The organism is Rhizobium sp. BK008 (genome assembly GCF_014197345.1).
In the GTDB taxonomy this organism is placed as follows: Bacteria; Pseudomonadota; Alphaproteobacteria; order Rhizobiales; family Rhizobiaceae; genus Rhizobium; species Rhizobium anhuiense.
Window position 1 is genome coordinate 496,639 of the sequence record NZ_JACIFK010000002.1, and the last position, 22,973, is coordinate 519,611.

The window sequence follows — 22,973 nt, forward strand, 5'->3', positions numbered from 1 at the left end:
ACGGCCTTTCCTGATCGTCCAGCCTCAAGCCGCCCTCTTGCCCTTAGCGTTTGCAGACGCCTGCGCGAGCTGGGTCAACTTCTTGTCGGTCGCTATTTCTTCGGCAAGGTTTGCCTGAAGCAGCGGAATGGCGTCCGTGAGGCCGAGCTGGTTTGCCCAAGCGATGAGGGTGCCGTAACGGGCAATTTCGTAGTGTTCGACGGCCTGAGCCGAGGAGATCAAGCCGGCATCGAGTGCCGGCGAGCCCTTGAACTCTTCCATGATCTCTTCACCCTCGGCGATGATGCCCTGGATTGCTTCACAGGTCTTGCCGCGTGCCGGCTTGCCGAGAAGCTCGAATACCTGCTCCAGGCGTCCGATCTGACCCTGAGTTTCGTCGCGGTGCAGCAGGAAACCTGCCTTGCCTTCCTCGGATTTGGCGGCGCGAGCCATTTTCGGCAGCGCCTTCAGGATTTGCTTTTCTGCAAAGTAGATATCCTTGAGCGTATCAAGGAAAAGGTCATCAAGCGTCTTGGTTGTGGTGGTCGCCATAGTTAATCCTCCTGTGGCATGGGCTTGCGGGGTAATGCCGCGTCGTTTTGATTGTTCCCGTCCGAAAATCGGCCGTTCAGCGATACAGAGGGCCTCGGGCCTATCCAGCGGTAGGCACGAGGGCCATCGTTGTTGCTTAGACCTTGGCTTTCTCACCAGCTTCGCGAAGAGACAAAAACCTGGTCGTCACAGAGACGATATTTTCGTCCAGCCACTGTGCCATTGCCCTCTCTTCAGTCAGGTTTGCCTGTAGGGGACCGGTGGCTGCGCCGTAGCCGCCGGCTTCGGCGACAGTCAACAGCGACTTGTAAGCCGCCATTTCGAAATTCTCGAAGGCGAAGTTCGCAAACGAGTTCTTCAGAATTTCATCGCCGGCCATGGTATGGCCCATCGCGGCCATCGACCCCGTCAGGGAGAGTGCCATGTCCTTAAGCGACGAGTGGTCTTCGTTCAAACTGTCGAGCACTTCTTCGATGCGGACGATCTGACCCTCCGTTTCTCGGATATGTTGGTCGAGCTTCGCCGCGATCTCCGGGTAGTTCTCGATACGCGAGAGCTGGGGCTTCATGATCGAAAGCGCCTGGTTTTCCATGGCGTGGGCATTCTTAAGGCCGGTGATAAAAATTTCGCGGGTTTCATTCTCAGACATCGAAAATCTCCTCGTTGACCGGCTCTAACTTCGCACGGCCGGCGATGTTCCAGACGCTCTGCAGATTGACCGGCGACGCCGCCTCCCGATCTAGTCCAGGTGAAGTGACGGATCTTCGTGCTCTTATGCCTGCTCAGTGCGGCGGCCCGGCCACTCAGGCAGCGCATCGATCGCGGCCAGGTCACTGTGATGAGATCAGCATCCCATACTTGAAGAGTTCCTCTTGTCACGGAATGCCGTCTCACTACCTCGGCTAGTGCCATCGATAGGTGATCGCAGGCACACATGGCACCCACGAGAGTGACCAAAACCCCTTGCACAACAGGTCCATCACCCTAAGTGCCAATTTCGAACACGCTAAATTAGCATATTGACATGCATGTTTTCTGCCGAAGGAACAGCGCAGGGATGATTCTGGAAGACCTTTACCGATTGCTCAGAAGTGGGCACGTGCAGGCACAAGGCGTCGTCGACACGATGACCCAGCCGATTGTGGTCCTGGACCATAATCTCTGCGTGACGAACGCCAATAACGCTTTCGTAAGAACCTTCGCGGTCGAGCGGGACGACATCCTAGGGGAAAGCTTCTTTCGTCTCGGCAACGGTCAATGGGAAATAGCCGACCTCCGACACCTGATCGCGTCGGTTATCCCAAAAGCCGCCGCCGTTGTCGGCTTTGAAGTAACACATGACTTCCCCGCGATCGGGCAGCGGACGTTTCTTGTCGATGCGCGTCGCCTCGTTCATCCCGACAACAACAGCACGAACATCCTCATCCTCTTCGATGATGTCACGGAGCGACGGCGCCATGACGCCGAGAAAGACTTTATTGTTGCGGAGGCACGGCACCGCCTGAGGAACCTGTTTGCGGTGATACGCGCAATCGCCATGCAGACGAAAACCGAGGATCGTACCGCCACCGAATATCGCGACATCTTCCTCGGGCGGCTCGAGGTTACGCTTCGCGCGCAGGAAATCGCATCGACTGGCGAGACTACCGATTTTGAATCTCTGCTGCGGCGATCGGTCGGCGAACTCGGCGTTGAGCGTTTTCATTGCGATGGTCCCGCGGTGACACTTGCCAGTTCTAAGGTTCTCGCGGTCAGCATGATATTCCACGAGCTCGGTACCAACGCGATGAAGCATGGCGCCTTGTCCGTTCCCGCTGGGCAGATCCACGTCACGTGGGCGCTCGAGCCCGGTCCGAGAAGCCGGACATATCTTATTTGCGAATGGCAGGAAAAGACCGGGTTACCTGTGACCCGGCCTCAGCGCCGCGGTTATGGCACCGAGCTGATCGAGGGCACTTCCGCTCACATCGGCGGAAAGGTGGAACTTAAGTACGATCCGGGCGGTTTGACAGCTACGATCAAAATCCCGGTGTGAGATAGATGGACGATCCTGCGGAAGTCGATGTTGAAGGCAGAAGATGCGTCCTCGTGGTAGAAGACGAATTGCTGATTGCAATGGAACTCACGGCAGCTTTGACCGCTGGTGGGTTCCGGGTGTTGGGGCCCGCAGCATCGGTCGATCACGCTCTTGATCTGGTCAGCAAGGAGCGTCCCCACGCTGCGGTCCTGGATTTCAATCTCGTTGGCGAGAAAGTCACGCCCGTGGCTCTTCAATTGAAGGCGTTGGGGGTTCCGTTCGTGCTCGCCAGCGCGGTCCATCCCACTGAGCTTGCAGTCCACTCGGCGCTTGCGGATGTCGCCAATATTGGAAAGCCGACGGACCTGAAACGGCTTGTCGACGCGCTGAAGGCGTTTCAGACCTAACCGCTTTCATCGAACCGAATTGGCAGCGTTGCATTTGAACGTGGTGGCACCGCCCATCTGACGTTGCTTACGCAAGGACGCCTGCTGCAATGGCGGCGTCGATAAAGCGGCTTCGTGCAGTCTCTGCACTTCCATGCTGAACGAGCGCCTCAAGACAGCGACGCTTGGCTTCGCAATAGACCTCGCTTCGGCATTCGGGCCATCTATGACCAAGCGCCTCGAGCGCGGCATCCGGCCCATCCACCCGTTCCCGGAAGCCGTTGCCGATCCTCACAAAGACGGGCGCCTGCCATTTCAACCTGAAATCAACTTCGATCACCTTGTCCATTCCATTCCTCATGTCGACATTGGTTCCCGCCGCCCGATTCGCGCTTGCGCCGATATCATCGGGGCGCCTTCAGCCGCCGCGCCGGTCCCCATCCGAGCGGCGTGAAATCCGGCCGCACATCTGCACTTGCACCAGACGGGGATGTGGCCATGAACCGGCGCCCGGTCGTGCGCCTACGGCTCGTCATTCGCGCCGTCGCATTCCTCTCCCTGGTCGTGTCGGGGTCACGGGAGCATATCCTTGAGTCGGCCGGCGATGCGTCGACTTGGTGCCTTTGCATCAGCGGATCTTCTCGGTGCCGCTGGGTGTCGTGACCATGGTCGGACCGCCGCCACTGCCTTGAGGCGTAGGATCACGATCGGTAGCTTCGGGCGGTCGGCTGCCGCCGCCCGCCGCGTCGTCGTCGAACGTTCCGGCGCCATGAGGTTTGGCATTGATTGGATCAGGAACCGTCGATGCCGTGGGTTTAGGATCGGTGTCGATGCTTTCTCCCCAGATTTCGGCCGCGCCCCAGGCAATCATCGTGAGCACGAGAGCACTGATGAGGACCGCTAGGACAGGTTTGCCGTATCGCCCCTGTCTGGCGTCTGTCGCATTTTCGGTCACTCGCTCGGGCGGCCGCTGCGACTGGTGGTCCGGATTCGTCATCGTAAAAAACTCCCTAATAGTGAACCGCACCAACCGCGGGCGGCTCCGGAAGTTCCCAGCCTTTCAGAAGCACACTCAAATGGGTCCAAAAAAAATCGCGGAACATTTGCCACGCGCCGAGGTTGGACGCCCGTTCCTCTGATGGAGACTTCCATGAAAATCGTTCTCGCCTCCCTTCTAGCCTGCTTGGCTGCATTTTCGGCCACCGCAGCAGACAACGCCGCTAAGCAGCACGCCACCGACTTCGCGGCGAAGGCCGCCATGTCCAATATGTTCGAGATCGAGGCCGCGAACATCGAGGTCGCGAGCGGAAAGGCTGATGACGCCAAACAGTTCGCGCATGACATGATTAGGGATCACGGCAAGGCGGGGTCTGCTCTCAGCGATGCGGCACAAAAAGACGGCATCGAACTGCCCGCAGCTCTCGACGCAGAGTTTACTTCGAAGCTGGCCGCTCTTCGGCAAAGCGACGCCGCCAATCTTGATCAGGCCTATCTTTCCACTCAGGTGGCCGCCCACGAACAGGCCGTCAACCTCTTCGAAAGCTATTCAAAGCAGGGGCCGGATGGGCAACTCAAGCGGACGGCTGCAAAAATACTACCGGACCTTCGGATGCATCTGACGCGAATCCGCGGCCTGACTTCGAAATGACGGTAGGAGTGATCTGGCAGCCGGTTTTCACCCTGTCTGCTATTGTCATAACAACGCGATTGCCGCGACCATTGCCAAGGCTGAAACCAGTCCGGCCACAGTCAGACCGAGCGTGACGACCTCGGAGCCCCGTCCCATTTCTTTGTTCCGGACTGCGTAACTTGTGCCCAGCACCACCGCAACAAGACCCGCTCCCATCCAGCACATGAGCGTCAGCGTTCCGAAAAGCATCGCCCACTCTGTTCCATCCATCGTCACTCTCCTGGTTTCAACGATCGAACCTCAACGCTCTTCCAATGTTCCTGCCGTTTGGAAAGGCCGGGAACATTCGCCGCTGCGGCATGTTGGTTGGTTCGAACGGAATCAAGGAGACGTATAGTGGCGAACAATCGGAAAGAAGCAGTCGGGCAGCTCGCTGACGCCGAATGGCAGAGTGAGGGGATGCCCAATGGATGGCGTATGCAGAACCGGCAGGAACCCGAAGCGGAATCGCAGGCGGACAGTTTATGGCCTCAGCTAACGCAAGCAGGCGAGCACTGTCATGTTCAAGGCAAGGTAACACGCGTAGGGATGGCGACAGATCGCATGGATCTGGGCGGATCCGGTTTAATCAAGCCAGCCCAATGATTGCGTTTAGTTTCATAACCCCGCCATGCCTGCTACCACACTCGCTTGTTTGCGGACAAATCATCTATACCGGCCCGTCACAATTAGGGCAGAGGAGCGAGGATTTGGAAAATTTAGCCATCGAGCTCTTTGCAGGAAAGCGCGTACTGATCGTGGAAGATGAGTATTTTCTGGCGGATGAGACCCGGCGGAAGCTTGAGAAGGCCGGCGCAACAGTTGTCGGTCCCGTCGCTGGAGTGGCCGCCGCTCTGGATCTCGTCGAGAATGAGGAGATCGACGCAGCAATCCTCGATGTTCATCTTGAGGGCGATTTGGTATTTCCGGTCGCGGACGAGCTTGAGCGCCGCGATATCCCGTTTGTCTTCGCCACAGCCTTCGACCCGTCGGTAATCCCCGGGAGGTTCACAGGCTTCGCGCTTTGCGAGAAGCCGACCGAATTGGGAAAAATTGCGGAAGCGTTGTTCGGCCAGAGGACCGGCGAATACCACTAAATTATTCGCCGTCGAGGGTTTTGGTCAAATGATAGCGAGCCCGGTTGATCCGGCTCTTGATTGTCCCAATCGGGACGCCGCACCTGTCTGCAGCGGTCTCGTAGCTGACACCCTGAACAAATACCAGCACAATGGCGGTTCGATAATTCGTGGGCAAAGCAGAAATCGCGACCTCGAGCTCGCGGCCGCGCAGCTCCCAGATCTGCGATGGCTGCGATGACGCCCAAGCGGCGAAATCGTCGATCCCACCGACCTGCTCTCGTTTGGAAATTTTGAATTTGCTGCAGAAGGTGTTGCGCATGATGGTAAACAGCCAGGAGCGCAGCTGAGTGCCGCGCTGATAATTCCCGGAATGTGCGATGGCTTTTGCAAGCGTTTCCTGAACAAGATCATCGATATCGCTCGTCGAACTATTGAAGCGTTTGGCGAAAGATCTAAGAGCCGGCATATTTTCAAGCAGTTCTGCTTCGGTAAAACTTGGACGATCATGAGTGGGCATTGGGGTTCTCCTCTGATGAGTGAACTTCGCCTCACCTGTTCCGTTCCACTCGGATCACCGATTCTTCCAGTCGCGCCCACGCTCTTCCGAAGACGCAATCCGAGCCCTGAATTCGTAGGCTTCCAAGCGAAGGTACGGGATGTGCCGCCTCGGGCAATCCGCCCTTCAGGCAACCCTTGGCAGACCGTCTGACCCATGAGGCCGGCAATCTCTTGACGGGTTTACTCGCCCTGCGGAAGTGGTTGGTTTGGTGCACTAATCAGAACGGCAAAAGGGCCGCCCGCCACAGTAATGAACCGCGCCACGACACGCTTGCGTATGCGACTTCAGTCAAATCATACGTCGCAAACGGTTCGATCTTTCCCATCATGCAATGGCTTACACCCGTATAGCTTTTAGCTGTCGCTGCGTTGGCAGAGATCTGAAACGCAACCGTGGCTGCGGCTGGCGATTTGAAAAAACCACTTCGATCACACTGTCCAAGCCGCGCAAATTTCATCGAAGAGAACAACAGGCTGGGGAGTTGGGAACAAAGCCGCCCAACCGAGGTTCGTGGGTGCGGCAACCGCCGCTCGTACAGTCATGGGAGGCTTCAGTGTCAAACGAATTCACGGAAATGGATGGCAGGCCAAGGCCGTCATCCGAGACGTCATTGCAATCTGGAGACGCGCTGTCGTCACCGCAATCTCCCGCGTCACTCGCGGGATTGAAGGAGAAGTTGGCTGATGACGTGATCGCCGCCAAGGACACCATTAAAGAAGGCGCCGATACCGCGGTCGAAAAAGTCAAAGAGGTGGTTTCCGAACAAACGACCTTCGCGGCCCGCCAAGTTGGCGGCGTCGCAACGGCGCTTGAGAAAGTTGGGGCAGAACTGGAAGCATCCGGCCAACCGGAGGTCGGACGCTATGCCAAGCAGATCGGACGAAGCGTCCAAAGCGTCGCGAGGCAGATGAAAGACAAAGACATCGGCGAAATCGCGGCGCTGGCTGAGGAATTCGGTCGCAAGCAGCCGCTAGCGTTTCTGGGAATTGCAGCGCTTGCGGGACTGAGCGCAAGTAGATTTCTGACTGCTTCCGCCAAGCGGTCGCCGGCGCCGGCAACAAGGCGGACGCTGCCGGCTACGCCCACGGGGTCATCTGGAGGCTACGCCAATGGCTAAATCTCCCGACAATGTTCCCCTCTCAGAGCTGATCGGCGGCCTCGTTGCCGATATTGCGGGCCTGTTGCGCAAGGAAATCGATCTCGCGAAGACGGAGGTGTCCGAAAAGTTCTCGCAAGCGCTCAATGGCGTGGAAGTGGTTATTTTCGGGCTTGTCCTTGCGATAGGCGCTGTGGGCGTTCTGTTGAGCGCCCTGGTTGCCGGGCTTGCGGCCTTCCTGGTCACCCAAGGTTTCACCGAAACAAGCGCCAGTGCGCTCGCCTCGCTTATCGTCGGGGTGGTCATCGCTCTCATCGCATGGGCGATGGTCTCTCGCGGCCTCACTGCGCTTCGTAGAAGCAACATGAAACTCGATCGAACCACGACCTCGCTTCGCCGCGACGTCGACGTTGTGAAGGAAAAAATCTGATGGAAACTTCCACCGAAAAAACCTCCGCCGACCTTCAGCGAGAGATCGATCAGGATCGCCAGCGTATTGGCGACCGCATCGACGCTATTCAGGAACGGATGTCGCCAGGCCAGTTGGTCGATGAGGTCCTTGCCTATGCAAAGGGCACCGGCGGCGGAGAGTATGTCAGCAACCTCGGCCAAGCGCTGAAGGCAAATCCACTGCCCGTCGCGTTGATGGGCGTGAGCCTTGCCTGGCTCATGGCGAAGGGGACCCCCGCAAGCCCGCCTGCCAGCCACCAGCCCGAACCTGAGTATCCCTTATATCCGGCAAACGGCCCGGTCCGCCGTCTTGGCCCACCCGAGACCGAAAACGGCTCCCGCTACAGTCATTTCGCAGACAGCTCTGGCAAGAGGCTGAAGGCGTTGACCGATGAAACGGGACACCGTGCGGGTCACTTCGTCGACGAAGCAGGTAAGACTTATCGCGGGTTTGCCGATGCCACTGGCAGACACGTCGATCAGATCACCGACGAGACGGGCGCGATATTCGATGCGGCAACTGGCTGGGCAGCGGAGAAATGGGAGCAGGCAAAAAGCGCCGCAAGCGGGATGAGCGCGCGTGCGTCCGCGGCCGCAAGCTCGCTGTCTGCTCAATCGTCTTCAGCGGCGACAAGTCTCCAAGAGCAAACCAGCAAGCTCAACGAAATGATCCTCAAGCAGTTCCGCGATCAGCCGCTGGTTGGGGGCGCTCTGGCTTTCGCCGTCGGAGCCGCTATAGGCGCCGCTTTGCCGCACACAGACACTGAAGACGAGTGGCTCGGTGAGGCCTCCGATTCCACCACAGATACGCTTAGCGCTCGAGCACTGGACGTAGTCGACCAAGGCAAAGAAGTGGCGACGGAGGTCTACGAAAAGGTCGCTTCGGTGGCGTCAGATGCTCACGACGCCGTTAAGGAGCGAGTCGCCACTGAGGTCGATGCGTTCAAGGCGGGTACCCAAGGCAGTGATCGCCAATCGAATTGAACGTGGGATCAGCGACGCGCGAAATCGCTACAGTGCCTTGCGAGTTCGGCGAGCGCGGAATACACGATGCTGAAAAACGGTGACGCCGTGCTCGCGATCAACTCGCGATCCGTGCTGTAACGATCATCCATTGCGGGTCGAAAGGCGAACGACCCGGCCTTGGCGTCGAAATCGTGTTGAGGTGGCCGCCGGCGAAAGTGCCTATCGCATGGCGAAAGACAGCGGCTGGCCGGCGTCCGATATTGCCCTGCAGCCTTGGGCGCTGCGCGACTTCCGCCTTGACGATCCCGACGGCTATTATATCAGACTGACCAGTGCGAGCTGAAGTGTGACCGGCGGTTTGCCCAGAATCATTTTTGCCAGCGACCGGCTTACCTGCGTATTTTAGTGGATAGCTTACTACTGCAATTATAACTTGTTCTGTTTCGAGAATACACCGCCATTTGCTCAACAGAATTTGGTCGCGGAACCGGGACCTGATCGCCCTGATGATCACTTCCGCCTTCGATGAAAAAGGTCACTTCCCCGTGGCTGCCTTTGCGGCAAGCGAAAGGATCAGGTTGGAGGCTCAAGCCCTGGCTCGAGAAGATACGTCGCCCCTGGGAACTGCTCTTTGGGAAGCGCCAGCCACGGCAGGTTGCGGTTCAAATCTCGGCGGTCCAATCGACAAGAGCCGCCACGCAGCCCCGGAGATTTCGTCCGCTAATGCGTGGAACAAGGATGTCGCGTCGCTTCTTCCTGGAATGTCCACTGAATAGGCGATGGGAACTTAGGTGTCTCGCGGCCGTTTAGTTGCAGATGGGGCGTATCGGGCGGACATCCGCGCCTCGGGCGGCAGAAGAGATCGTCATGGCAAGGGATGCCGACATAACCATATTAAGAAAGCGTGGAATGCTGGCGACCGTTCGTGGCGTCGTCGCGCATAGCGTGGGCGGGGCCGAAGTCGAGACTGCCCCCTGCGATATGCTATTGGGTAATGCAATTCTGCATGTCGCGAGACTGGACGTTTCGGTTTGCACGACCGCCGCAGCGAGTGTCGTTGCGGAGGGCATTACGTTGAATTGCGAGGAATGCCGTCGGCTCGCCCTGAAATATGACGACAAGCTTGAAGTTCGTGAGTAGGAAACAAGAGCCCCAAGCACTGGTGGATCAGCTTGCTGGGACCATTCACGATGACGGACGCCGCATGACGTAGAAGAATATCTCCTGCCATTCAGTACGAGGTTATCGCACGACCGCTGGACGCGAGATGCTCTGTAATGGCGCGCCGGATTTCGGTAACCGTGTCGAAGAGCCTGTTGTCCAGGTCGATGACATTGAAGCGGACAGCGATGAATTTGAGGCGGTTTTCGACAGGGACCGCGATCCCGACTTCCTGACCGTTGAATACGACAGCTTGCTTTTGCATAACAAACCTCGGGCGCACCACACCGGAGCACCATCTTACAAAAGTGGGACAAAGGGTTTCCGACGCGTCAGATTGCCGTCGTAGGTCCGTATCGGATCGAGACGAGATCACGCGCTCGCTGCATCATTGCGAAGAAACGAATTCGGACAAACAACGTCATGATCCTCCTCAAGCGAGGTCAACCGACCGCTGAGTATCGCCGGCGAGGCCGGTTATTCGGAATTCTTCTGCAAAAACTTAGTCGAGAAACTTCGAGTAAGCAACTGATTTTTGTTATTTTTTAGCGTTTTGAATCGTATGACAATTACCGCAGGTGCGAAGAAACAAATGATGTACGTTCGTCCGATACCCATAGTCGAGGGCCCGCCGACGGCTTTACATATTGCGGATGGCCACTGAGCGCAGGTGCTAGGTTGGCTGGATCAAAGAGTCCGATTTGCTCCCAGGTAGCTTCCGGACAGACGCGATATCCCTGAGGGCTTCAGAAGTACCTGATCACCGTATAACAAGCGATATATCCGATGGAAACATTGCCGCTACAATGTAGTCAGGTCGATAGTTCGACGCCATATGGAAGTTGCCGCTTGCCCTCGGGTAACCGGAGGTTCACCATCTAACCGAAGTATGTGTAAAGCAGCGTTCCGTTCCAGTTGATTTCAAAGAGATTTCAGGCTGATGTAGGCATATCCAAATCTATGGCTTGAGAATGCAGCGCTACCAGATACAAGCACTCGAGAACGGCAGGTGGTCGGTAATAGACCACCAGACCGGCAAGCCAATAGTTGACCAGCAATGGTCAAGCGAGAGAACGAGGCTGGAGGCTCAAGCCTTAGCTGATTTTCGCAATGGAATATCGGCCCCTCCTCCACAGCGGATTTCCTCCCGGCTTCAGAAGTTACGTCGAGCTTGGGCCCTCCTCGGTCGGCCACGTTCAACTTGAACCGGCTCTTCTTATTCTGGCAATCGCGATGCGCTAAACTAATCCGAATTTTGGAGGCCGTCGAAATGATATCGATCGGCCTCATCTTTACCCTCGCATCCCATGCTCACAGAGTTTCAAAACCTTGGGCGAGTGACCTCGATGCCCTGCCCCTGTCGTCATCCATCGCAACAATAGCCGATTCTGCACAGGGCGCTCCGATACGAAATCGTAGAGCGCCCAATCCTTTCCAGCGGCATACCTTCACACCCGATCACTACGGGTAACCAATCGTCAATTACGATTTTGGAATACACGCGTATATTACCCCCGGGAATAGCGATGCCTGACCTGAGGTCGACGACAATGAACTGGGACGCAACGTCTGCATTCACACCCGTCGGGCTGGCTCTGCGCGGTCGGCCAGCTCACAGGATCGTTCGCACCCTCGGCGACGCGGCATATATGCTGCTCAAGGACTGGCCTTCCGATGACGGCGAAGAATATGTCACTGCGGTGAAGGCTTGCGTCGATGCGATCAGCGGTGAGATCGCTCCGGAGCAATTTTGGGACGCGTTCCTGCGTGCGGCCGATGAGGCAGGTATCGCTGCGCTGACCGTCGTTCAGCGATGACAACGAGTAAAAGAAGCGGTGGTTGGTGAGGGTGAGACGTTCAGCACGGCTCGCCTCGAGTCATGAGGAGCTCCAGCATCTCGCCTCGCGCGATCCTCTGACCGGTCTTTCAAACCGAGCTCATTTCAGAACCGAACTCGCCGTCCGGCTTGCGGCGGCTCCGCAGACCAGAGCCACTGCGTAACTGTTCATAGACCTCGATCGATTCAAAGCGGTCAACGATACTTTCGGGCACCCGACGGGGACAAGCTCATCTCGCTCGTGGCCCAGCGCATGAATGAGATCATGCCGGCGGTCTTCGGGGGAATATTGCCCTGAATGGCATCCAGGCAGCTTTTCACAGGGCGAATCTTCGCTTTTTATGCGACGCCCGACATGGATCGACAAAGCTTCACCAGGGAGGTTCTGACTGGGAACGGCAACATTGCTAAAACCTCCCTGGTGTCCTTTTAACAAGGATGAGGAAAATCTAAGCTGGATCGCGCCGAGGGGAAGACGGACCTAAGTCGGACTGGCGACTCCATAGCCCGCTTCTCATATTAGGTTCTGAGGTAATATGACGGTTCGTGGAGGGCAACGACCAGGAGGACGATATGAAGTTCGGTTCCGACAATGCCAGCCACCAAGAGTGCTGCTCCCAGGGCCATAGTTCGGCCTCGACCATGGCGACGATCAAAGCGACCCTTTCCGCCGCTCAGGATATCGACAGCAGTGCGATCGAGATCAGGATGCTCGGCCCTGTGGTCCTGCTCGAAGGCTACATAACAAACGTTGCGGACCGTGATAAAGCCATCTCGCTTGCGGCGATGATCGTCGGCGAGGAGAACGTCCAGGACCGGATGCTGAGCCGGTTTCCCGCCCAGTAATGGCATCAATCGGATCAGGACAAAGGTCGGGTGAGGCCCGGTCAGCAGGCAGGTGATAGCCCGGACGTTGGCAATACTCAACAGGAAGACGCGTGAGCAGCGCGGCGATTTTTGCCGCCAGCGCTTCGTTTAAGCGGTGCGACGAAACATGCGCGCGACCGCAATCGACCAGGGGAATATGTCTACGGCTGGAAGAAGACGCGCTCGGATCACATGCAGTGCGAATTCGCCGAGTGCAGCCCGATCTGATTTGGCCTGTCAATGCACTGAGCTCGAAGATGGCGCGTTTACGCGCGTGGCGGCCAGCCCGACGTAAGTGCCGATCAGAACGGTCGCCATCTCCTCTAAAGAGCGACAGCCCTCGTTGTAGAGTTCGATGGCGGCATCACACAAAAAGGAGGACGCTTGATCGTCCCACTCCACCTCGTAGTACCGATACCATTCACGGACGGCCTTCGACATCAGCAGGTGGTCTTCCTGTAAGCACTTGGACATGCGTTACCCCAGACATGGCGGCGGCAGGCGTGCGCGGCTATGACTGCTTCGTTCCGACCACAGCGGGGTCGCCATCTTTCAGACTAACAAAGACAGGACTTCACGGGAACCTGCCTCGTCCATGGATAGGGCAACACCGCTTGGCCGTCTAACGGCGACCAATCTCGGCCTCGACCTTCTTCCGTGCGTTTCCAGCGCTCTTCACGGCCTTCTTGACAGCATCTTTCGAGACGCCTTCCTTCGTTGCTTCGTACTTGACCTCGTGATCCTGACCGCCGGCCACGCGAGCTCGATCCTGTGCGCGGCCGCGGGATGTCGGTGTCTGTGCCATCGGGCTTCTCCTTCGAATGAACGTTCGCAGTACAAACTCACAAGGATTCCGGTGGTTCCCGGGAGACAGTGGATGGCGATGCTGCGCTTGAAGCGGCTGCGGAATTCCCTAAGCGGTGCCCGCCATTGTGCTGGGAGGAAGGTGGTTACCGTGGCGCTCGAACTGAACAAATCTCCACCTTTCCACTACTGTCGGGCGCAATTCGGCCAGCGGTGACGGCGGAATCAATTTGAGAGAGAATTTCCGTAAAGTATTGAAAAATGATTCGTTTTGAGTCGGAACGAATCACCCTGACACGTCTTTGAGTCGCGTATTAATGATTCGGAGTATTTGTCATGCCGTCAGGACAGCGTGCGCAGTGGAAAGGCTTTCTGAAGTTCGGCGAGGTAAGCTGCGGCGTCGCTCTCTACACGGCAGCCTCGACTAGCGAGCGCATCACCTTCAACACCATCAACAAGGCCACGGGCAACCGCGTCAACCGCATCTTCATAGACAGCCAGACCGAGGATCCGGTGCCGAAGGAAGCCCAGACCAAGGGCTTCGAGATCGAGAACGGCCAGTACATCATCATCGATCCTGAGGAAGTTTCCGCCGCGATTCCTGAGAGCAACAAGACGCTCGAGATCGAGGCGTTCATCCCCTGCTCCGACGTCGACGACGTCTATTTCGACAAACCGTACTACCTCACGCCCGACAAGATGGGCGGAGACGCGTTCGCGGCTCTCCGCGATGCGATGAAGAAGTCGATGGTCGCAGCCATCGCCCGCACCGTCCTATTCCGTCGAATGCGCACGGTGCTGATACGGCCGCACGGCAAGGGCCTAATCGCCAGCACGCTCAACTACGACTACGAGGTTCGTTCCTCCGAGAAGGCTTTCGAGGAGATGCCCAAGCTCAAGATCCAGGGCGAGATGCTCGAGCTCGCCAAGCACATCATCAGCACCAAGAAGGGCGAGTTCGATCCGGCGACCTTCGACGACCGCTACGAAGCCGCCCTCGCCGATCTGGTGAAGGCGAAGCTGGAAGGCAAGTCGCTTCCAAAGCCGAAGAAGGTGCAGGTCTCGAAGCCCAACGATCTGCTGGCCGCGCTGCGCGAGAGCGCAGGCATCATGAAGGCCGCTGCGGACAAACCGAAACGCACTGCCGCCAACGCCAACACCGGCACTGGGAGGCAGCACGCCGCGCGCGGGGCGGCAGCGAAGTCCGCCGCTTCAAAGGCTGCCCCGCAGCGCAAAGCCAGCTAGGGAGATTAGACGATGGCTCCGAAATACTACTGGAAAGGCTATCTCAAACTCTCCCTGGTCACCTGCCCCGTGGCCATGACCCCGGCCACGAGCGAAAGCGAGAAGGTTCGCTTCCATACACTCAACAAGGAGACGGGCAACCGCATCGTCTCCCGATACATCGATTCCGTCACGGGCAAGCCCGTCAAGGACGAGAACGAAGCCAAGGGCTACGCTCGCGGAGAGAACGACTACGTTATCCTCACCGAGGACGATCTGGATGCCGTTGCGCTCGACACGGTGAAGACGATCGACATCGACAAGTTCGTCCCGGCCGACAGCATCGAGTGGATCTACCTTGAGAAGCCGCATTACCTGATGCCGGACGACGCCGTCGGCAACGAGGCATTTGCGGTGATCAGGGATGCCATGAAGGCCGACAAGGTTTTCGGTGTGTCGAAGCTCGTGATAGGCCGCCGAGAGCGGGCGGTCGTCCTGGAACCGCGCGGCGAAGGAATCGTGCTCTGGACGCTGCGTTTCGGCGACGAGGTTCGACCGGAGGAGAATTACTTCGAGCAAATCGACGAGCAAGCAGATCCGGATCTCATTCCACTCGTCCAGAAGCTCATCAAGCAGAAGACCGCGCGCTGGTCGCCGGACATGGTCAGCGATCCCATTCAGACCAGCCTGCTGAAGCTCATCGACGAGAAGAAAAAGGCGTTGAAACCGAAAAAAACGGCGAAGGGGAAAGCGGCCGAATCCGCACCGAAGTCGAATGTGGTCAGTATCATGGATGCGCTCCGGAAGAGCGTCGAGGCCGATCTCAAAGGCAGGAAGGCCGGGTAGTCACATGCACTTGCTGGAAACCAAGGTTGCACACGAGACGACGGGCTGGCGGATAGATTTCGTCGGCGACGACGGTGAAGTGGTGTCGATCAAGGTCGCAGACGGTCACGCTGCAAGCGAAGACGAGGCCATTGAGCGTGCGAAAGAGGTCATGGTTCAGTTGACGGCATATGGCACGCGTGGCGGTGGCCGCAGCATCAACCCGTACGATGCTGCCAGCAATGGAAACTTTGACGACGACGAGCCGTTGTTGGATACGTGGCACTGATCCGCCCTGAGGAACCCCCCGGCCTCTCAGGCAACAAAAAAGGCCGGGTCGAAACCGCACCGACCCATCATCGCCCTCTGACCAGTGCCAGTACATCCGTGATCAAAGGCATTTCAGCGATGCAGCGTTGCCAGCAGTGAATTCAGCGCTCATCAGCGAGGCCTATAAGGGAGCTCTAGCTGTGAGAAGTGTGTCCGCAACAAGTCTCAACTAGAAATTTCCTGAAGGATGTGCCAACCGGCTTCCCGGCCGTTGGTCAGGCCTGGGAAGCCGGCCAGTCGTTTGACGGTTCCTCGACAACGTTGTCCGATTGGTCGTCTGCGGGATCCGGGTCCCGGTCGTACGCAACCCTCAGGCGGTCGAGTTCATTCTGGATGGCATCGTAGACGTCCGTCGCCTTTGCGCCTTTAACCACAAACGTGTCGACGAAATCTTCGAGCTTCAGGCTCAGGTCGTCGCGCCATTCCTTGGTCATTGCCCGTTCTCCGGCTGAAGACGAATGCCTCTGCAAAGAAGGTCCCACGTCGGGCAATGTACGGAAGCGCGTATTCTTGGAGAAGCGCCCTCGTCGGGTTCGGGATCGGGAAGCGGTTCCTCCCCGGGTATCCGGTCAGGATCGTGCGGTGGCGTGTCGACGGGCGGCGGCGATGGCGGCGGCACAATGGGTTCGTTTGGCACAGACATGGGGTCCTCCTCGCTGCGAAAACGTGGGAAATCCTCCCGAGTTCCCTTGACGCTTGACTCCTTCGACACCATTTGCTGCGACATGCCCAAGACAAAGACGAATAGCAAGGAAGGCGACGACCCGCACCGCCCGACTTCGAGCCGCCACCCGCTCTTCGCGTAGGTGGAAAAGGGCGTCACCGCATCTGTATGCGCGGTCGCCTGCATCTCGATATTGTGTACGGGCGTCCTTGAGAGTTTCCCGCATTGCCGTATGCTTCGGCGACTGGTCCGATATCATCTGCTTGGCGACGTCCTTTATCCTTATGTACGCGGTACCTAGGCCCGACCGTAGAGAAGGAATTCCAGTCTCGTGATCATCGCCGGCATGAAGAAAGCTGGGAGCGCTATTGTCCTTTAGGAAGGCTCATATTTACCGTTGAATCGGACGTGGAAGCTGCCAGTGCCTTGCTAACGGCGTTGATCAGCAAGGCACCTGGAAACGGCTTATGCAGATAGGCGATGCATCCCGCTTGCACCGCGCCTGCTTCCACTGCACTCTTTTCGAGAGCCGTGATGAAAATTACCGGAAGCTTGGAACCGCACTCCCTCAGTCGTCGCTGCAGCTCGATCCCGGACATACCGCCGAGATCAATATCCAGCACGAGGCATTCAACCTTGCTCGCGGCGTCGCGGCTCAAAAATGCTTCGGCGGACGAATATTCCTCCGTCAAAAAGCCGTAGACATTCAGCAACCTCCGGACGCTCCTGCGCATGCTCGGATCGTCTTCCACGACAGCCACTATGCCTGGTGGGAGTTCCAATTTTGTGCCTCGCTTCAGCCAGCCGAGAAGGTGGATCTCCGATACTGTCCTAAAGGGAAGCGTTTCCGCGTTCAGACGTGACGCGGTGGGTTTGACGCGGGTTCGAGACGTCCCATTCTTTCAGCGATCGACACCGCCTCGCCAGCCGAACGCGCCCCGAGCTTTTCCATGACCAGCCCGCACCGGCGCGTCAGTTCGGCGCCTACATAATCGGGACCGCCGCGATGCTGTGGCTGGTTTCGCGGATCGCCGGGTTGGCGGCGTGAGCGGTGCGATCCACTGAAGGTCTGCTTCTCGCTCTGTCCGCCATGGTGATCGGCACTGCAAGTCGGCTCGACGAGGCGCTGGAGATGGTCAAGACGACCAAGTTCGACATTGCGGTTCTTGACCTTAAGCTCGGCAGAGAAATGAACTATCCCGTCGCCGATCTTCTCATCAAGCTGAAGAAGGGCTTCATCTTCTCGACGGGATTCGACGAGGCCGACATGGACGGCCGCTACAGCCAGCCTGTGCTCGAAAAGCCATACGACGAAGCACGGCTGGTCGAGCTGATCGCCAGGGCTTCGTGACGCTCAGGGAACGGCTGCGGACGCCGCCAAAAGGAAGGTGATCCAGTCAAGAGTACTCGAAGGCGGGCCTGCTCGATTGATTTGGATGCGTTAGCACCTTCCGCCGGCTAGCCAGCGATAATGACTAAGGTTCCACGAAGGTTTGCGGGCGGGTTCAAACTGTCACTGTCGTTGACGTCGAAGCACTCCCATCCCATCTAGCGCTCATGCCGAAACACGAAAAGAACGACGTAGAGCTCATCAGGACATGGACACTGTCTCCCGCAGCCACCATGGGGTCGTCGGTGCGCGCGAAAGGAATACTTCAGGAACTGCAATCGCGTGTTCCCGCGGCCTCGAAGAAGTCGCTAGCACTCGATGGAAGCGACATCATACTCGCGATGTCAGCTAGCGAGAAGGCCGTCTTCAACGCGGCGGCCGCAGTCGTCTCAAGGGCCATGGAGGACGTCGAAACCCTGCCCGTCATCCCGCGCGAGATCCAGGACATCCTAACTATGAAGGTCGGCGAACGACATCGCTGGCTCGCGGACGGCCGTCTGCCGAGCGCGGGAACCCGGACCGTACGACTTAACGGCCGAGCCCGGAGGATCACCTTTCATGTCTTCGATCCCAAGGTGGTCGAAGATCTGCTCGACCGCGGGGCGGTCGACGAATGGCGTGAACAAGATGCCGAAGCCAAAGCGGAGAAACGTCGAAAGGCGGTATACAAGGCGAAGCTGACGAGGTCGCTGAAGAAGGCCGCTAAGACCGAGAAGGTCAATAAGGGAAAGCCGGACGACGCGGCTTCGCAGCTTCGCGGTTGGGAAGAATTCGACGTCGATGGACTCTTGCGCTGAGGCCTCATCCTCGACGTTGTGGCGACCTCGAACGACCGGGGGAATCTTGAAACGGACACACTGACCGTCTATATGTCGGTCATTCGGCGTTGCTGGTGAGTGCTCCACGCCAGTCGTCCGCTGGGCCGTTGACCCCGGACGTTACTCACCCTCTTCACTTGTCTTCGGAAAGAGATGAGTGACATTGGAACCAGGGGTCTGAACCCTCGCTGCCATCTTCTTAATGCCGGTGCTGCGTTCGCCAGCAGCTTGTACGACCGAGGCAAATCCATCGCGCTGCCTGTAGTAGTCAGGTTTTCCCGGAAGACTGAGATCAAAATCGGCAAGCAGTCGCTCGATGAGGTCCATCGCCTTCGCCGCGACCACCGCATAGCCCTCCTGGCGCCGCTCGAAAAAGCTGTCGAAGCCTGGGCCGGAGAGATCAAGGTTATCCAACGCGTTCCCAAGGTTCGTCACTCGGTTCGATAACCATAAAGCCTCGTGGAAGAGCTCGTCGCCGAGGAGGCTCAAATCTTCAGCCAGTGGAAGGATAAGGACCGGATCCGGTGTGTGGAAGACGAATTCGCCTTCGTTGACTGGGTTGAACTCAGGCGTATCGTGAACGGCAGCGTATGCGGTGCCGACAAAATCGTCCAATGCCAGAGCTGTCAGCATCGCCGCGCTGCGCGCTTTGGCTTTTGGGTTCCGCCCGCGTCCAGCACTCGTCCACCGCAGTGCGCTCGGTATGATCGTGCCGGCGGCGAAACAGCCAGCCCCAATCATCGCTCCGACTAGCATGATGCCCTGAGTTGTTTCAAAGAACTGCGTCAACACTTACCTCGTAGAGTTCGAGAAGCGATTTGCATCGGTCGCACGCACGACGGAATCAGTACCGGCTATTGCAGTGTGCCTCGCTTGAAAGCGATTAGGAATGCTCTCCCCAAGATGAGATCTCGACAGAGTAGATTCAAGGTGTGGTCCGTATGCCCCCCTGCCCGATGACCCGCGGCCGAGCGACAAGACAAGGTTAAGGCCGGTCTGAATCCTGGCCCCACCCGTGCCACTGATGTTGGTATCCGGCCTCGCCTTCGCGGCCGTAGCACCAACCGATTTTATCGAGCTTCGCGCCTATAGCTTCCCGTCGCTCACAAGCTTTCCAGGTTTCTGGATCGTCGCCGGAGTTGCCTCGACAGCTTCCGTTTTCCTCTCCCCACTGAGCGATCAGTCGGCTCGGTAATCCCCCTATGCCCAGTGTCTACATGCCGGACAAACAATGGCTGCTCTTGGGAACCCCCACAATCAAATCGATGGCTGGTAGGGAAGATCGGGTCGAAGCGGGAAGTGCAATTTCTCACCCGTAGCGAGATCGAAGCGATCCTCGCGGCTCCTGATCGACAAATTGGGTTGGGCGTCGTGATTGTGGCTCGGCCATGAGTCCATGCGGTCCACACAGCCGTACTTGCATGCCCACCTGGCAATCACGGAGGCCGCTCTAGCCAAGATCGACCCGTTCAATGGACAATCGCCTGGCCGGTTCAGGGCTGGCGACGAGCTATTGGCGTTTTTCGACGAACTTTGATCCCTGCCGGAGCTATTGACATCGCGGTGAGGGCCGCGATGTCTTGCCGAGCCCACCAATCATCGAGGAACTCTCACTAGGCAGGAAAGCGCCGCCACAGGACATTGCATTCCCCTTGACAGCGCATCGTCACAGCAAAAGGCCATCCGCCAACAACGCCACCATCCGTTGCGCCTGGGCGGGGTCGTCATTCTCCGACATTGATAAACGGGCGATTGCTCCCAGCAATTCATCTGCGGCGATGTCCGAACGGATACGTCCGGTGGCTGACGCCGAAGCAAGAAGTTCTTGAAGAGCGGGACGAAGGCGTGCCTCGAAATGGCCCGGCAAGGCTGAATAGGCGGGTTCGCCCGAGTGAAGTGCTCCTGCGAGCCCGCGCTTGGTTGCGAAGAACGCAGAGAAGCGCTGCATCCACAATCGCAATGCCTCGAAGGGCTCGTGACGTTGCGCGAGATCGATAGCTGCGTCTGCGCAGTCGTCGATTTCGCGACGAAAGACAGCGGCGATCAGGTCAGACCGCTGCGGGAAGTGCCGGTACACCGTGCCCAAACCCACGCCTGCCTTGTTGGCAATGGTGCGAATGGGAGCATCCACTCCCTCGACGGCGAAAACGTCTTTGGCCGCCCGCAGCAGGGCATCCAGACTACGCTGCGCATCCGCACGCATGGGTTTGGTCGCCCCCTTCGCATCGCCATCCGATCCTGTTTCCATAAATGCTCCTTGACAAACGGAACATCGTTCCGCATTTAAAGTGAACGTTGTTCCGTTTCCCTGTAACCGGTGCGACGTCTTTTGACAATGGCATGGCCCTCATGGAGATCGCCCGATGAACACTGAAATATTTAATCTTTCCGGGAAAGCCGCCCTTGTAACAGGGGGCAGTCGCGGCATCGGCGCTGCCTGCGCCAAGCTTCTGGCTCATCGTGGTGCTTCGGTCGCGATCACCTATTCGAAGAGCGCGGAACGGGCCGAGGCACTTGTAGCTGAAATCGTAGCCGCAGGCGGATCGGCCTTTGCAATCTTTGCCGACGCTGGTGACGCCAACACCACCAAGGAAGCCGTGGCTCAAGCCCTTGATCGGCTCGGCGGTCACCTCGACATCCTGGTCAACAACGCTGGCATTGCCGAGCACGGTCCGGTTGGACTGGTGAGCGATGCCAGCTTCGAACGACAGATGGACATCAACGTGCGCGGCGTCTGGTATACGACTTCCTCCGCCGTTGCGGCGATGCGTGATGGCGGACGGATTATCAACATCGGCAGCTTCTTCAGCGAGCGCGTGCCGACGCCCGGTGCCAGTTCCTACGGGATGACAAAGCACGCCGTGGTCGGGATGACCAGGGGGTGGGCACGTGATCTCGCGGCCCGCCAGATCACGGTCAACACGGTCGAGCCGGGACCGATCGCGACAGAAGCCAATCCTGATGAAGGTGACCGCGCCGCAATGATCAAGACCATGGTCCCCCTTGGTCGCTATGGACAGCCTCACGAGGTAGCCGAGCTGGTTGCCTTTCTGGCGTCACCAGCAGCGGCTTACATCACTGGCGCACAAATTCTCGTGGACGGGGGTATGCTTGCCTAACGCTGGCGTGGCAGTCCCAGACTTGAGGATACCTATCGGCATGACCACTTGCCTCTACGGCGGCATTATGAGCTGAGCCCCGAGACGAGAGCTAGATTTATCATCTCGGGGATCGGCATACCTTTAGGCTTCGGCTGGCGCTGGACCGGTCCGGCATAACCCCGCTTTTGCCCACATGCAGGAACTATCCCGATGAGCCATAAGCAACACCCCATCGGCAGTGCTTCGCGCCCGCGTCGACAGCAGACGACGCCCTCGCCGGCATCGATCTCACCGGTCGGAACGTCGTCGTCACCGGCGGCCACGCCGGCATCGGATTGGAGGTCACACGCGCACTCACTAAGGCCGGTGCATCTGTCGTAGTTGGGGCCCGCAATCCCGATGGAGCCGCCGAAGCATTAAGAGGCCTATTTCGCGTCGAGGTGGACAAGCTCGACTTGATCGACCCGTCGTCGATCGACGCCTTGCCGCTCGTTGGCTCGACACGGGAAAGTCGCTGCACATCGTTGTAACAATGCCGGCGCGTCCGGCGGACCCGAGCGCGACGCGCGAGATACGAAACACAGTTCGCAACCAATCATCTCGGCCATTTCCAGCTAACGCTGGCGCTGCTGCCAGCACTACGTGCCGCCATGGGCGCGCGAGTGGTCAACGTATCCTCCGGCGCTCATCGGTTCGGACGCATCCGCTCGGAGGACCCGAACTTCACAACGGACTTCGACTCGCTCGCCGCATACGCCCAGTACAAGACGGCGAATGTGCTGTTCGCGGTCGAACTGGATCGTCGCTACGCAGCGGACGGGATTCGCGGGTACGCGGTCCATCGGTCGTCGCCGGCACCAAGCTTAACAGCGCTGCCGGCGATGAACACTGCGCAGAATGGGCCTGATCGACGAGGCAGGTCTTCCAATTATCGATCCCATCATCGGCAAGAAGACGCCTGCCCAGGGTGCCAGCACGATCGTCTTCGCTTCTGCTAGTCCTTTGCTTGACACCGTTAGTGGCGTGTATCTCATGGACAACGACATTGCACCGCTGAACGATGAGCCTCGATCGCTTACTGATCAAAGCATCCCGGCCGACGCGGCGTCGCATTCAATCGATCCGCACTCCGCCAAGCGGCTTGGGATATGAGCAAACGGCTGCGTCGGCGGACCTGACTTGAAAGTCACCGCGGCCGT

The 22,973-nt window shown here is 58.2% G+C and carries 32 protein-coding genes; 19 read left to right on the top strand and 13 right to left on the bottom strand.

Annotated features, from left to right (window positions below; translation table 11 throughout):
• Positions 1-24 precede the first annotated feature (24 nt).
• Positions 25-531 (bottom strand): ferritin-like domain-containing protein, encoded by a 507-nt coding sequence (locus FHT69_RS13755; protein WP_183845634.1) that lies wholly within the window; start codon positions 529-531, stop codon positions 25-27.
• Positions 532-667: 136 nt separating this feature from the next.
• The gene (locus FHT69_RS13760) at positions 668-1,180 is read right to left on the bottom strand and encodes a ferritin-like domain-containing protein (RefSeq protein WP_183845635.1); all 513 of its coding nucleotides are present in this window, start codon (positions 1,178-1,180) and stop codon (positions 668-670) included.
• Between the two features lie 408 nt (positions 1,181-1,588).
• Here FHT69_RS13760 and FHT69_RS13765 point away from each other — a divergent pair, with 408 nt between their 5' ends.
• Positions 1,589-2,566, top strand: coding sequence for a sensor histidine kinase (locus FHT69_RS13765; protein ID WP_183905474.1), 978 nt, complete (start codon positions 1,589-1,591; stop codon positions 2,564-2,566).
• 5 nt (positions 2,567-2,571) lie between these two features.
• Positions 2,572-2,955 (top strand): hypothetical protein, encoded by a 384-nt coding sequence (locus FHT69_RS13770; RefSeq protein WP_183845637.1) that lies wholly within the window; start codon positions 2,572-2,574, stop codon positions 2,953-2,955.
• Between the two features lie 67 nt (positions 2,956-3,022).
• Here the strand turns inward: FHT69_RS13770 and FHT69_RS13775 are convergent, their stop codons facing one another.
• Entirely contained in the window at positions 3,023-3,283 is a 261-nt protein-coding gene (locus FHT69_RS13775; RefSeq protein ID WP_183845638.1) for a DUF982 domain-containing protein, read from the bottom strand.
• A 279-nt stretch (positions 3,284-3,562) separates the two neighbouring features.
• On the bottom strand, positions 3,563-3,931 hold the full coding sequence (locus FHT69_RS13780; RefSeq protein WP_183905475.1) for a hypothetical protein: 369 nt from the start codon (positions 3,929-3,931) through the stop codon (positions 3,563-3,565).
• A 153-nt stretch (positions 3,932-4,084) separates the two neighbouring features.
• On the opposite strand from FHT69_RS13780, the gene FHT69_RS13785 reads away from it, so the two are divergent.
• Complete coding sequence (locus FHT69_RS13785) at positions 4,085-4,582, top strand: DUF4142 domain-containing protein (protein WP_183845640.1); 498 nt, start codon at positions 4,085-4,087, stop codon at positions 4,580-4,582.
• Between the two features lie 45 nt (positions 4,583-4,627).
• Here the strand turns inward: FHT69_RS13785 and FHT69_RS13790 are convergent, their stop codons facing one another.
• Complete coding sequence (locus FHT69_RS13790; protein ID WP_183845641.1) at positions 4,628-4,834, bottom strand: hypothetical protein; 207 nt, start codon at positions 4,832-4,834, stop codon at positions 4,628-4,630.
• Between the two features lie 479 nt (positions 4,835-5,313).
• Here FHT69_RS13790 and FHT69_RS13795 point away from each other — a divergent pair, with 479 nt between their 5' ends.
• Positions 5,314-5,700 (top strand): response regulator, encoded by a 387-nt coding sequence (locus tag FHT69_RS13795; protein WP_246713019.1) that lies wholly within the window; start codon positions 5,314-5,316, stop codon positions 5,698-5,700.
• Between the two features lies 1 nt (position 5,701).
• Here the strand turns inward: FHT69_RS13795 and FHT69_RS13800 are convergent, their stop codons facing one another.
• Positions 5,702-6,199 carry a sigma-70 family RNA polymerase sigma factor gene (locus tag FHT69_RS13800; protein ID WP_183845643.1) on the bottom strand — a complete coding sequence of 166 codons (498 nt, stop codon included), beginning with the start codon at positions 6,197-6,199 and terminating at the stop codon, positions 5,702-5,704.
• Between the two features lie 595 nt (positions 6,200-6,794).
• Between FHT69_RS13800 and FHT69_RS13805 the strand changes: the two genes are divergently transcribed.
• The 4 genes from FHT69_RS13805 to FHT69_RS13825 all read left to right on the top strand — a co-directional run bounded on the left by FHT69_RS13805 (position 6,795) and on the right by FHT69_RS13825 (position 9,893).
• Positions 6,795-7,358 carry a nutrient deprivation-induced protein gene (locus FHT69_RS13805; RefSeq protein WP_183845644.1) on the top strand — a complete coding sequence of 188 codons (564 nt, stop codon included), beginning with the start codon at positions 6,795-6,797 and terminating at the stop codon, positions 7,356-7,358.
• Positions 7,351-7,767 (top strand): phage holin family protein, encoded by a 417-nt coding sequence (locus FHT69_RS13810; RefSeq protein ID WP_183905476.1) that lies wholly within the window; start codon positions 7,351-7,353, stop codon positions 7,765-7,767. Before FHT69_RS13805 ends, FHT69_RS13810 begins: the two co-directional genes overlap by 8 nt.
• Complete coding sequence (locus FHT69_RS13815; protein ID WP_183845646.1) at positions 7,767-8,771, top strand: DUF3618 domain-containing protein; 1,005 nt, start codon at positions 7,767-7,769, stop codon at positions 8,769-8,771. Before FHT69_RS13810 ends, FHT69_RS13815 begins: the two co-directional genes overlap by 1 nt.
• An 849-nt stretch (positions 8,772-9,620) precedes the next feature.
• Entirely contained in the window at positions 9,621-9,893 is a 273-nt protein-coding gene (locus FHT69_RS13825; RefSeq protein WP_183905477.1) for a hypothetical protein, read from the top strand.
• Positions 9,894-9,984: 91 nt separating this feature from the next.
• Here the strand turns inward: FHT69_RS13825 and FHT69_RS13830 are convergent, their stop codons facing one another.
• Positions 9,985-10,179, bottom strand: a complete 195-nt coding sequence (locus FHT69_RS13830; RefSeq protein ID WP_183845648.1) for a hypothetical protein — start codon at positions 10,177-10,179, stop codon at positions 9,985-9,987.
• 1,285 nt (positions 10,180-11,464) lie between these two features.
• Between FHT69_RS13830 and FHT69_RS13835 the strand changes: the two genes are divergently transcribed.
• From FHT69_RS13835 to FHT69_RS13845, 3 genes are all read left to right on the top strand, one after another.
• Positions 11,465-11,731 carry a DUF982 domain-containing protein gene (locus tag FHT69_RS13835; protein ID WP_183845666.1) on the top strand — a complete coding sequence of 89 codons (267 nt, stop codon included), beginning with the start codon at positions 11,465-11,467 and terminating at the stop codon, positions 11,729-11,731.
• 190 nt (positions 11,732-11,921) lie between these two features.
• Positions 11,922-12,008: a hypothetical protein gene (locus tag FHT69_RS34165; RefSeq protein ID WP_312865399.1), complete on the top strand. Its 87-nt coding sequence runs from the start codon at positions 11,922-11,924 to the stop codon at positions 12,006-12,008.
• Positions 12,009-12,324: 316 nt separating this feature from the next.
• A complete protein-coding gene (locus tag FHT69_RS13845; RefSeq protein ID WP_097544234.1) occupies positions 12,325-12,597 on the top strand; it encodes a BON domain-containing protein in 273 nt (90 codons plus the stop codon).
• A 258-nt stretch (positions 12,598-12,855) separates the two neighbouring features.
• Here FHT69_RS13845 and FHT69_RS13850 read toward each other — a convergent pair whose 3' ends face one another.
• Both FHT69_RS13850 and FHT69_RS13855 read right to left on the bottom strand, forming a co-directional pair.
• Positions 12,856-13,092: a hypothetical protein gene (locus FHT69_RS13850; RefSeq protein WP_097544233.1), complete on the bottom strand. Its 237-nt coding sequence runs from the start codon at positions 13,090-13,092 to the stop codon at positions 12,856-12,858.
• 148 nt (positions 13,093-13,240) lie between these two features.
• Positions 13,241-13,423: a DUF3606 domain-containing protein gene (locus FHT69_RS13855; protein WP_097596433.1), complete on the bottom strand. Its 183-nt coding sequence runs from the start codon at positions 13,421-13,423 to the stop codon at positions 13,241-13,243.
• 335 nt (positions 13,424-13,758) lie between these two features.
• On the opposite strand from FHT69_RS13855, the gene FHT69_RS13860 reads away from it, so the two are divergent.
• Genes FHT69_RS13860 through FHT69_RS13870 form a run of 3 tightly spaced genes read left to right on the top strand, consistent with a single transcriptional unit; the run spans position 13,759 to position 15,760 of the window.
• Entirely contained in the window at positions 13,759-14,667 is a 909-nt protein-coding gene (locus FHT69_RS13860; RefSeq protein ID WP_183905478.1) for a Ku protein, read from the top strand.
• A gap of 12 nt (positions 14,668-14,679) precedes the next feature.
• Positions 14,680-15,492: a Ku protein gene (locus FHT69_RS13865; protein ID WP_183905479.1), complete on the top strand. Its 813-nt coding sequence runs from the start codon at positions 14,680-14,682 to the stop codon at positions 15,490-15,492.
• Positions 15,493-15,496: 4 nt separating this feature from the next.
• Positions 15,497-15,760: a hypothetical protein gene (locus FHT69_RS13870; RefSeq protein WP_183905480.1), complete on the top strand. Its 264-nt coding sequence runs from the start codon at positions 15,497-15,499 to the stop codon at positions 15,758-15,760.
• A 256-nt stretch (positions 15,761-16,016) separates the two neighbouring features.
• Here FHT69_RS13870 and FHT69_RS13875 read toward each other — a convergent pair whose 3' ends face one another.
• Entirely contained in the window at positions 16,017-16,235 is a 219-nt protein-coding gene (locus tag FHT69_RS13875; RefSeq protein ID WP_183905481.1) for a hypothetical protein, read from the bottom strand.
• A 595-nt stretch (positions 16,236-16,830) separates the two neighbouring features.
• Positions 16,831-17,199: a response regulator transcription factor gene (locus tag FHT69_RS13880; protein WP_183905547.1), complete on the bottom strand. Its 369-nt coding sequence runs from the start codon at positions 17,197-17,199 to the stop codon at positions 16,831-16,833.
• A 317-nt stretch (positions 17,200-17,516) separates the two neighbouring features.
• Here FHT69_RS13880 and FHT69_RS13885 point away from each other — a divergent pair, with 317 nt between their 5' ends.
• Positions 17,517-17,816, top strand: a complete 300-nt coding sequence (locus FHT69_RS13885) for a response regulator (RefSeq protein WP_183905482.1) — start codon at positions 17,517-17,519, stop codon at positions 17,814-17,816.
• 206 nt (positions 17,817-18,022) lie between these two features.
• Positions 18,023-18,652 carry a hypothetical protein gene (locus FHT69_RS13890; protein WP_183905483.1) on the top strand — a complete coding sequence of 210 codons (630 nt, stop codon included), beginning with the start codon at positions 18,023-18,025 and terminating at the stop codon, positions 18,650-18,652.
• Between the two features lie 141 nt (positions 18,653-18,793).
• Here the strand turns inward: FHT69_RS13890 and FHT69_RS13895 are convergent, their stop codons facing one another.
• Together FHT69_RS13895 and FHT69_RS13900 are read right to left on the bottom strand one after the other, a co-directional pair.
• A complete protein-coding gene (locus FHT69_RS13895; protein WP_183905484.1) occupies positions 18,794-19,462 on the bottom strand; it encodes a hypothetical protein in 669 nt (222 codons plus the stop codon).
• 877 nt (positions 19,463-20,339) lie between these two features.
• Positions 20,340-20,921 carry a TetR/AcrR family transcriptional regulator gene (locus FHT69_RS13900; RefSeq protein WP_210304239.1) on the bottom strand — a complete coding sequence of 194 codons (582 nt, stop codon included), beginning with the start codon at positions 20,919-20,921 and terminating at the stop codon, positions 20,340-20,342.
• 115 nt (positions 20,922-21,036) lie between these two features.
• Here FHT69_RS13900 and FHT69_RS13905 point away from each other — a divergent pair, with 115 nt between their 5' ends.
• The 3 genes from FHT69_RS13905 (at position 21,037) to FHT69_RS33960 (ending at position 22,926) form a co-directional block, all read left to right on the top strand.
• Positions 21,037-21,792 (top strand): 3-oxoacyl-ACP reductase family protein, encoded by a 756-nt coding sequence (locus FHT69_RS13905; RefSeq protein WP_183905485.1) that lies wholly within the window; start codon positions 21,037-21,039, stop codon positions 21,790-21,792.
• 317 nt (positions 21,793-22,109) lie between these two features.
• Positions 22,110-22,304: a hypothetical protein gene (locus tag FHT69_RS34780; protein WP_210304240.1), complete on the top strand. Its 195-nt coding sequence runs from the start codon at positions 22,110-22,112 to the stop codon at positions 22,302-22,304.
• 367 nt (positions 22,305-22,671) lie between these two features.
• Positions 22,672-22,926: a hypothetical protein gene (locus tag FHT69_RS33960; RefSeq protein WP_210304241.1), complete on the top strand. Its 255-nt coding sequence runs from the start codon at positions 22,672-22,674 to the stop codon at positions 22,924-22,926.
• Positions 22,927-22,973: the final 47 nt, after the last annotated feature.

Bases quoted from the DNA above. Each gene is read 5' to 3' on its own strand.
- FHT69_RS13905 (WP_183905485.1), top strand. From the start codon at position 21,037: ATGAACACTGAAATATTTAATCTTTCCGGGAAAGCCGCCCTTGTAACA.
- FHT69_RS13770 (WP_183845637.1), top strand. From the start codon at position 2,572: ATGGACGATCCTGCGGAAGTCGATGTTGAAGGCAGAAGATGCGTCCTC.
- FHT69_RS13790 (WP_183845641.1), bottom strand. From the start codon at position 4,834: ATGGATGGAACAGAGTGGGCGATGCTTTTCGGAACGCTGACGCTCATG.
- FHT69_RS13845 (WP_097544234.1), top strand. From the start codon at position 12,325: ATGAAGTTCGGTTCCGACAATGCCAGCCACCAAGAGTGCTGCTCCCAG.
- FHT69_RS13850 (WP_097544233.1), bottom strand. From the start codon at position 13,092: ATGTCCAAGTGCTTACAGGAAGACCACCTGCTGATGTCGAAGGCCGTC.
- FHT69_RS13870 (WP_183905480.1), top strand. From the start codon at position 15,497: ATGCACTTGCTGGAAACCAAGGTTGCACACGAGACGACGGGCTGGCGG.
- FHT69_RS13800 (WP_183845643.1), bottom strand. From the start codon at position 6,199: ATGCCCACTCATGATCGTCCAAGTTTTACCGAAGCAGAACTGCTTGAA.
- FHT69_RS13865 (WP_183905479.1), top strand. From the start codon at position 14,680: ATGGCTCCGAAATACTACTGGAAAGGCTATCTCAAACTCTCCCTGGTC.
- FHT69_RS13880 (WP_183905547.1), bottom strand. From the start codon at position 17,199: ATGCGCAGGAGCGTCCGGAGGTTGCTGAATGTCTACGGCTTTTTGACG.
- FHT69_RS13860 (WP_183905478.1), top strand. From the start codon at position 13,759: ATGCCGTCAGGACAGCGTGCGCAGTGGAAAGGCTTTCTGAAGTTCGGC.
- FHT69_RS13900 (WP_210304239.1), bottom strand. From the start codon at position 20,921: ATGGAAACAGGATCGGATGGCGATGCGAAGGGGGCGACCAAACCCATG.
- FHT69_RS13830 (WP_183845648.1), bottom strand. From the start codon at position 10,179: ATGCAAAAGCAAGCTGTCGTATTCAACGGTCAGGAAGTCGGGATCGCG.
- FHT69_RS13835 (WP_183845666.1), top strand. From the start codon at position 11,465: ATGAACTGGGACGCAACGTCTGCATTCACACCCGTCGGGCTGGCTCTG.
- FHT69_RS13815 (WP_183845646.1), top strand. From the start codon at position 7,767: ATGGAAACTTCCACCGAAAAAACCTCCGCCGACCTTCAGCGAGAGATC.
- FHT69_RS13890 (WP_183905483.1), top strand. From the start codon at position 18,023: ATGCCGAAACACGAAAAGAACGACGTAGAGCTCATCAGGACATGGACA.
- FHT69_RS13810 (WP_183905476.1), top strand. From the start codon at position 7,351: ATGGCTAAATCTCCCGACAATGTTCCCCTCTCAGAGCTGATCGGCGGC.
- FHT69_RS13875 (WP_183905481.1), bottom strand. From the start codon at position 16,235: ATGACCAAGGAATGGCGCGACGACCTGAGCCTGAAGCTCGAAGATTTC.
- FHT69_RS13755 (WP_183845634.1), bottom strand. From the start codon at position 531: ATGGCGACCACCACAACCAAGACGCTTGATGACCTTTTCCTTGATACG.
- FHT69_RS33960 (WP_210304241.1), top strand. From the start codon at position 22,672: ATGGGCCTGATCGACGAGGCAGGTCTTCCAATTATCGATCCCATCATC.
- FHT69_RS13825 (WP_183905477.1), top strand. From the start codon at position 9,621: ATGGCAAGGGATGCCGACATAACCATATTAAGAAAGCGTGGAATGCTG.
- FHT69_RS13775 (WP_183845638.1), bottom strand. From the start codon at position 3,283: ATGGACAAGGTGATCGAAGTTGATTTCAGGTTGAAATGGCAGGCGCCC.
- FHT69_RS13760 (WP_183845635.1), bottom strand. From the start codon at position 1,180: ATGTCTGAGAATGAAACCCGCGAAATTTTTATCACCGGCCTTAAGAAT.
- FHT69_RS13765 (WP_183905474.1), top strand. From the start codon at position 1,589: ATGATTCTGGAAGACCTTTACCGATTGCTCAGAAGTGGGCACGTGCAG.
- FHT69_RS13855 (WP_097596433.1), bottom strand. From the start codon at position 13,423: ATGGCACAGACACCGACATCCCGCGGCCGCGCACAGGATCGAGCTCGC.
- FHT69_RS13780 (WP_183905475.1), bottom strand. From the start codon at position 3,931: ATGACGAATCCGGACCACCAGTCGCAGCGGCCGCCCGAGCGAGTGACC.
- FHT69_RS13785 (WP_183845640.1), top strand. From the start codon at position 4,085: ATGAAAATCGTTCTCGCCTCCCTTCTAGCCTGCTTGGCTGCATTTTCG.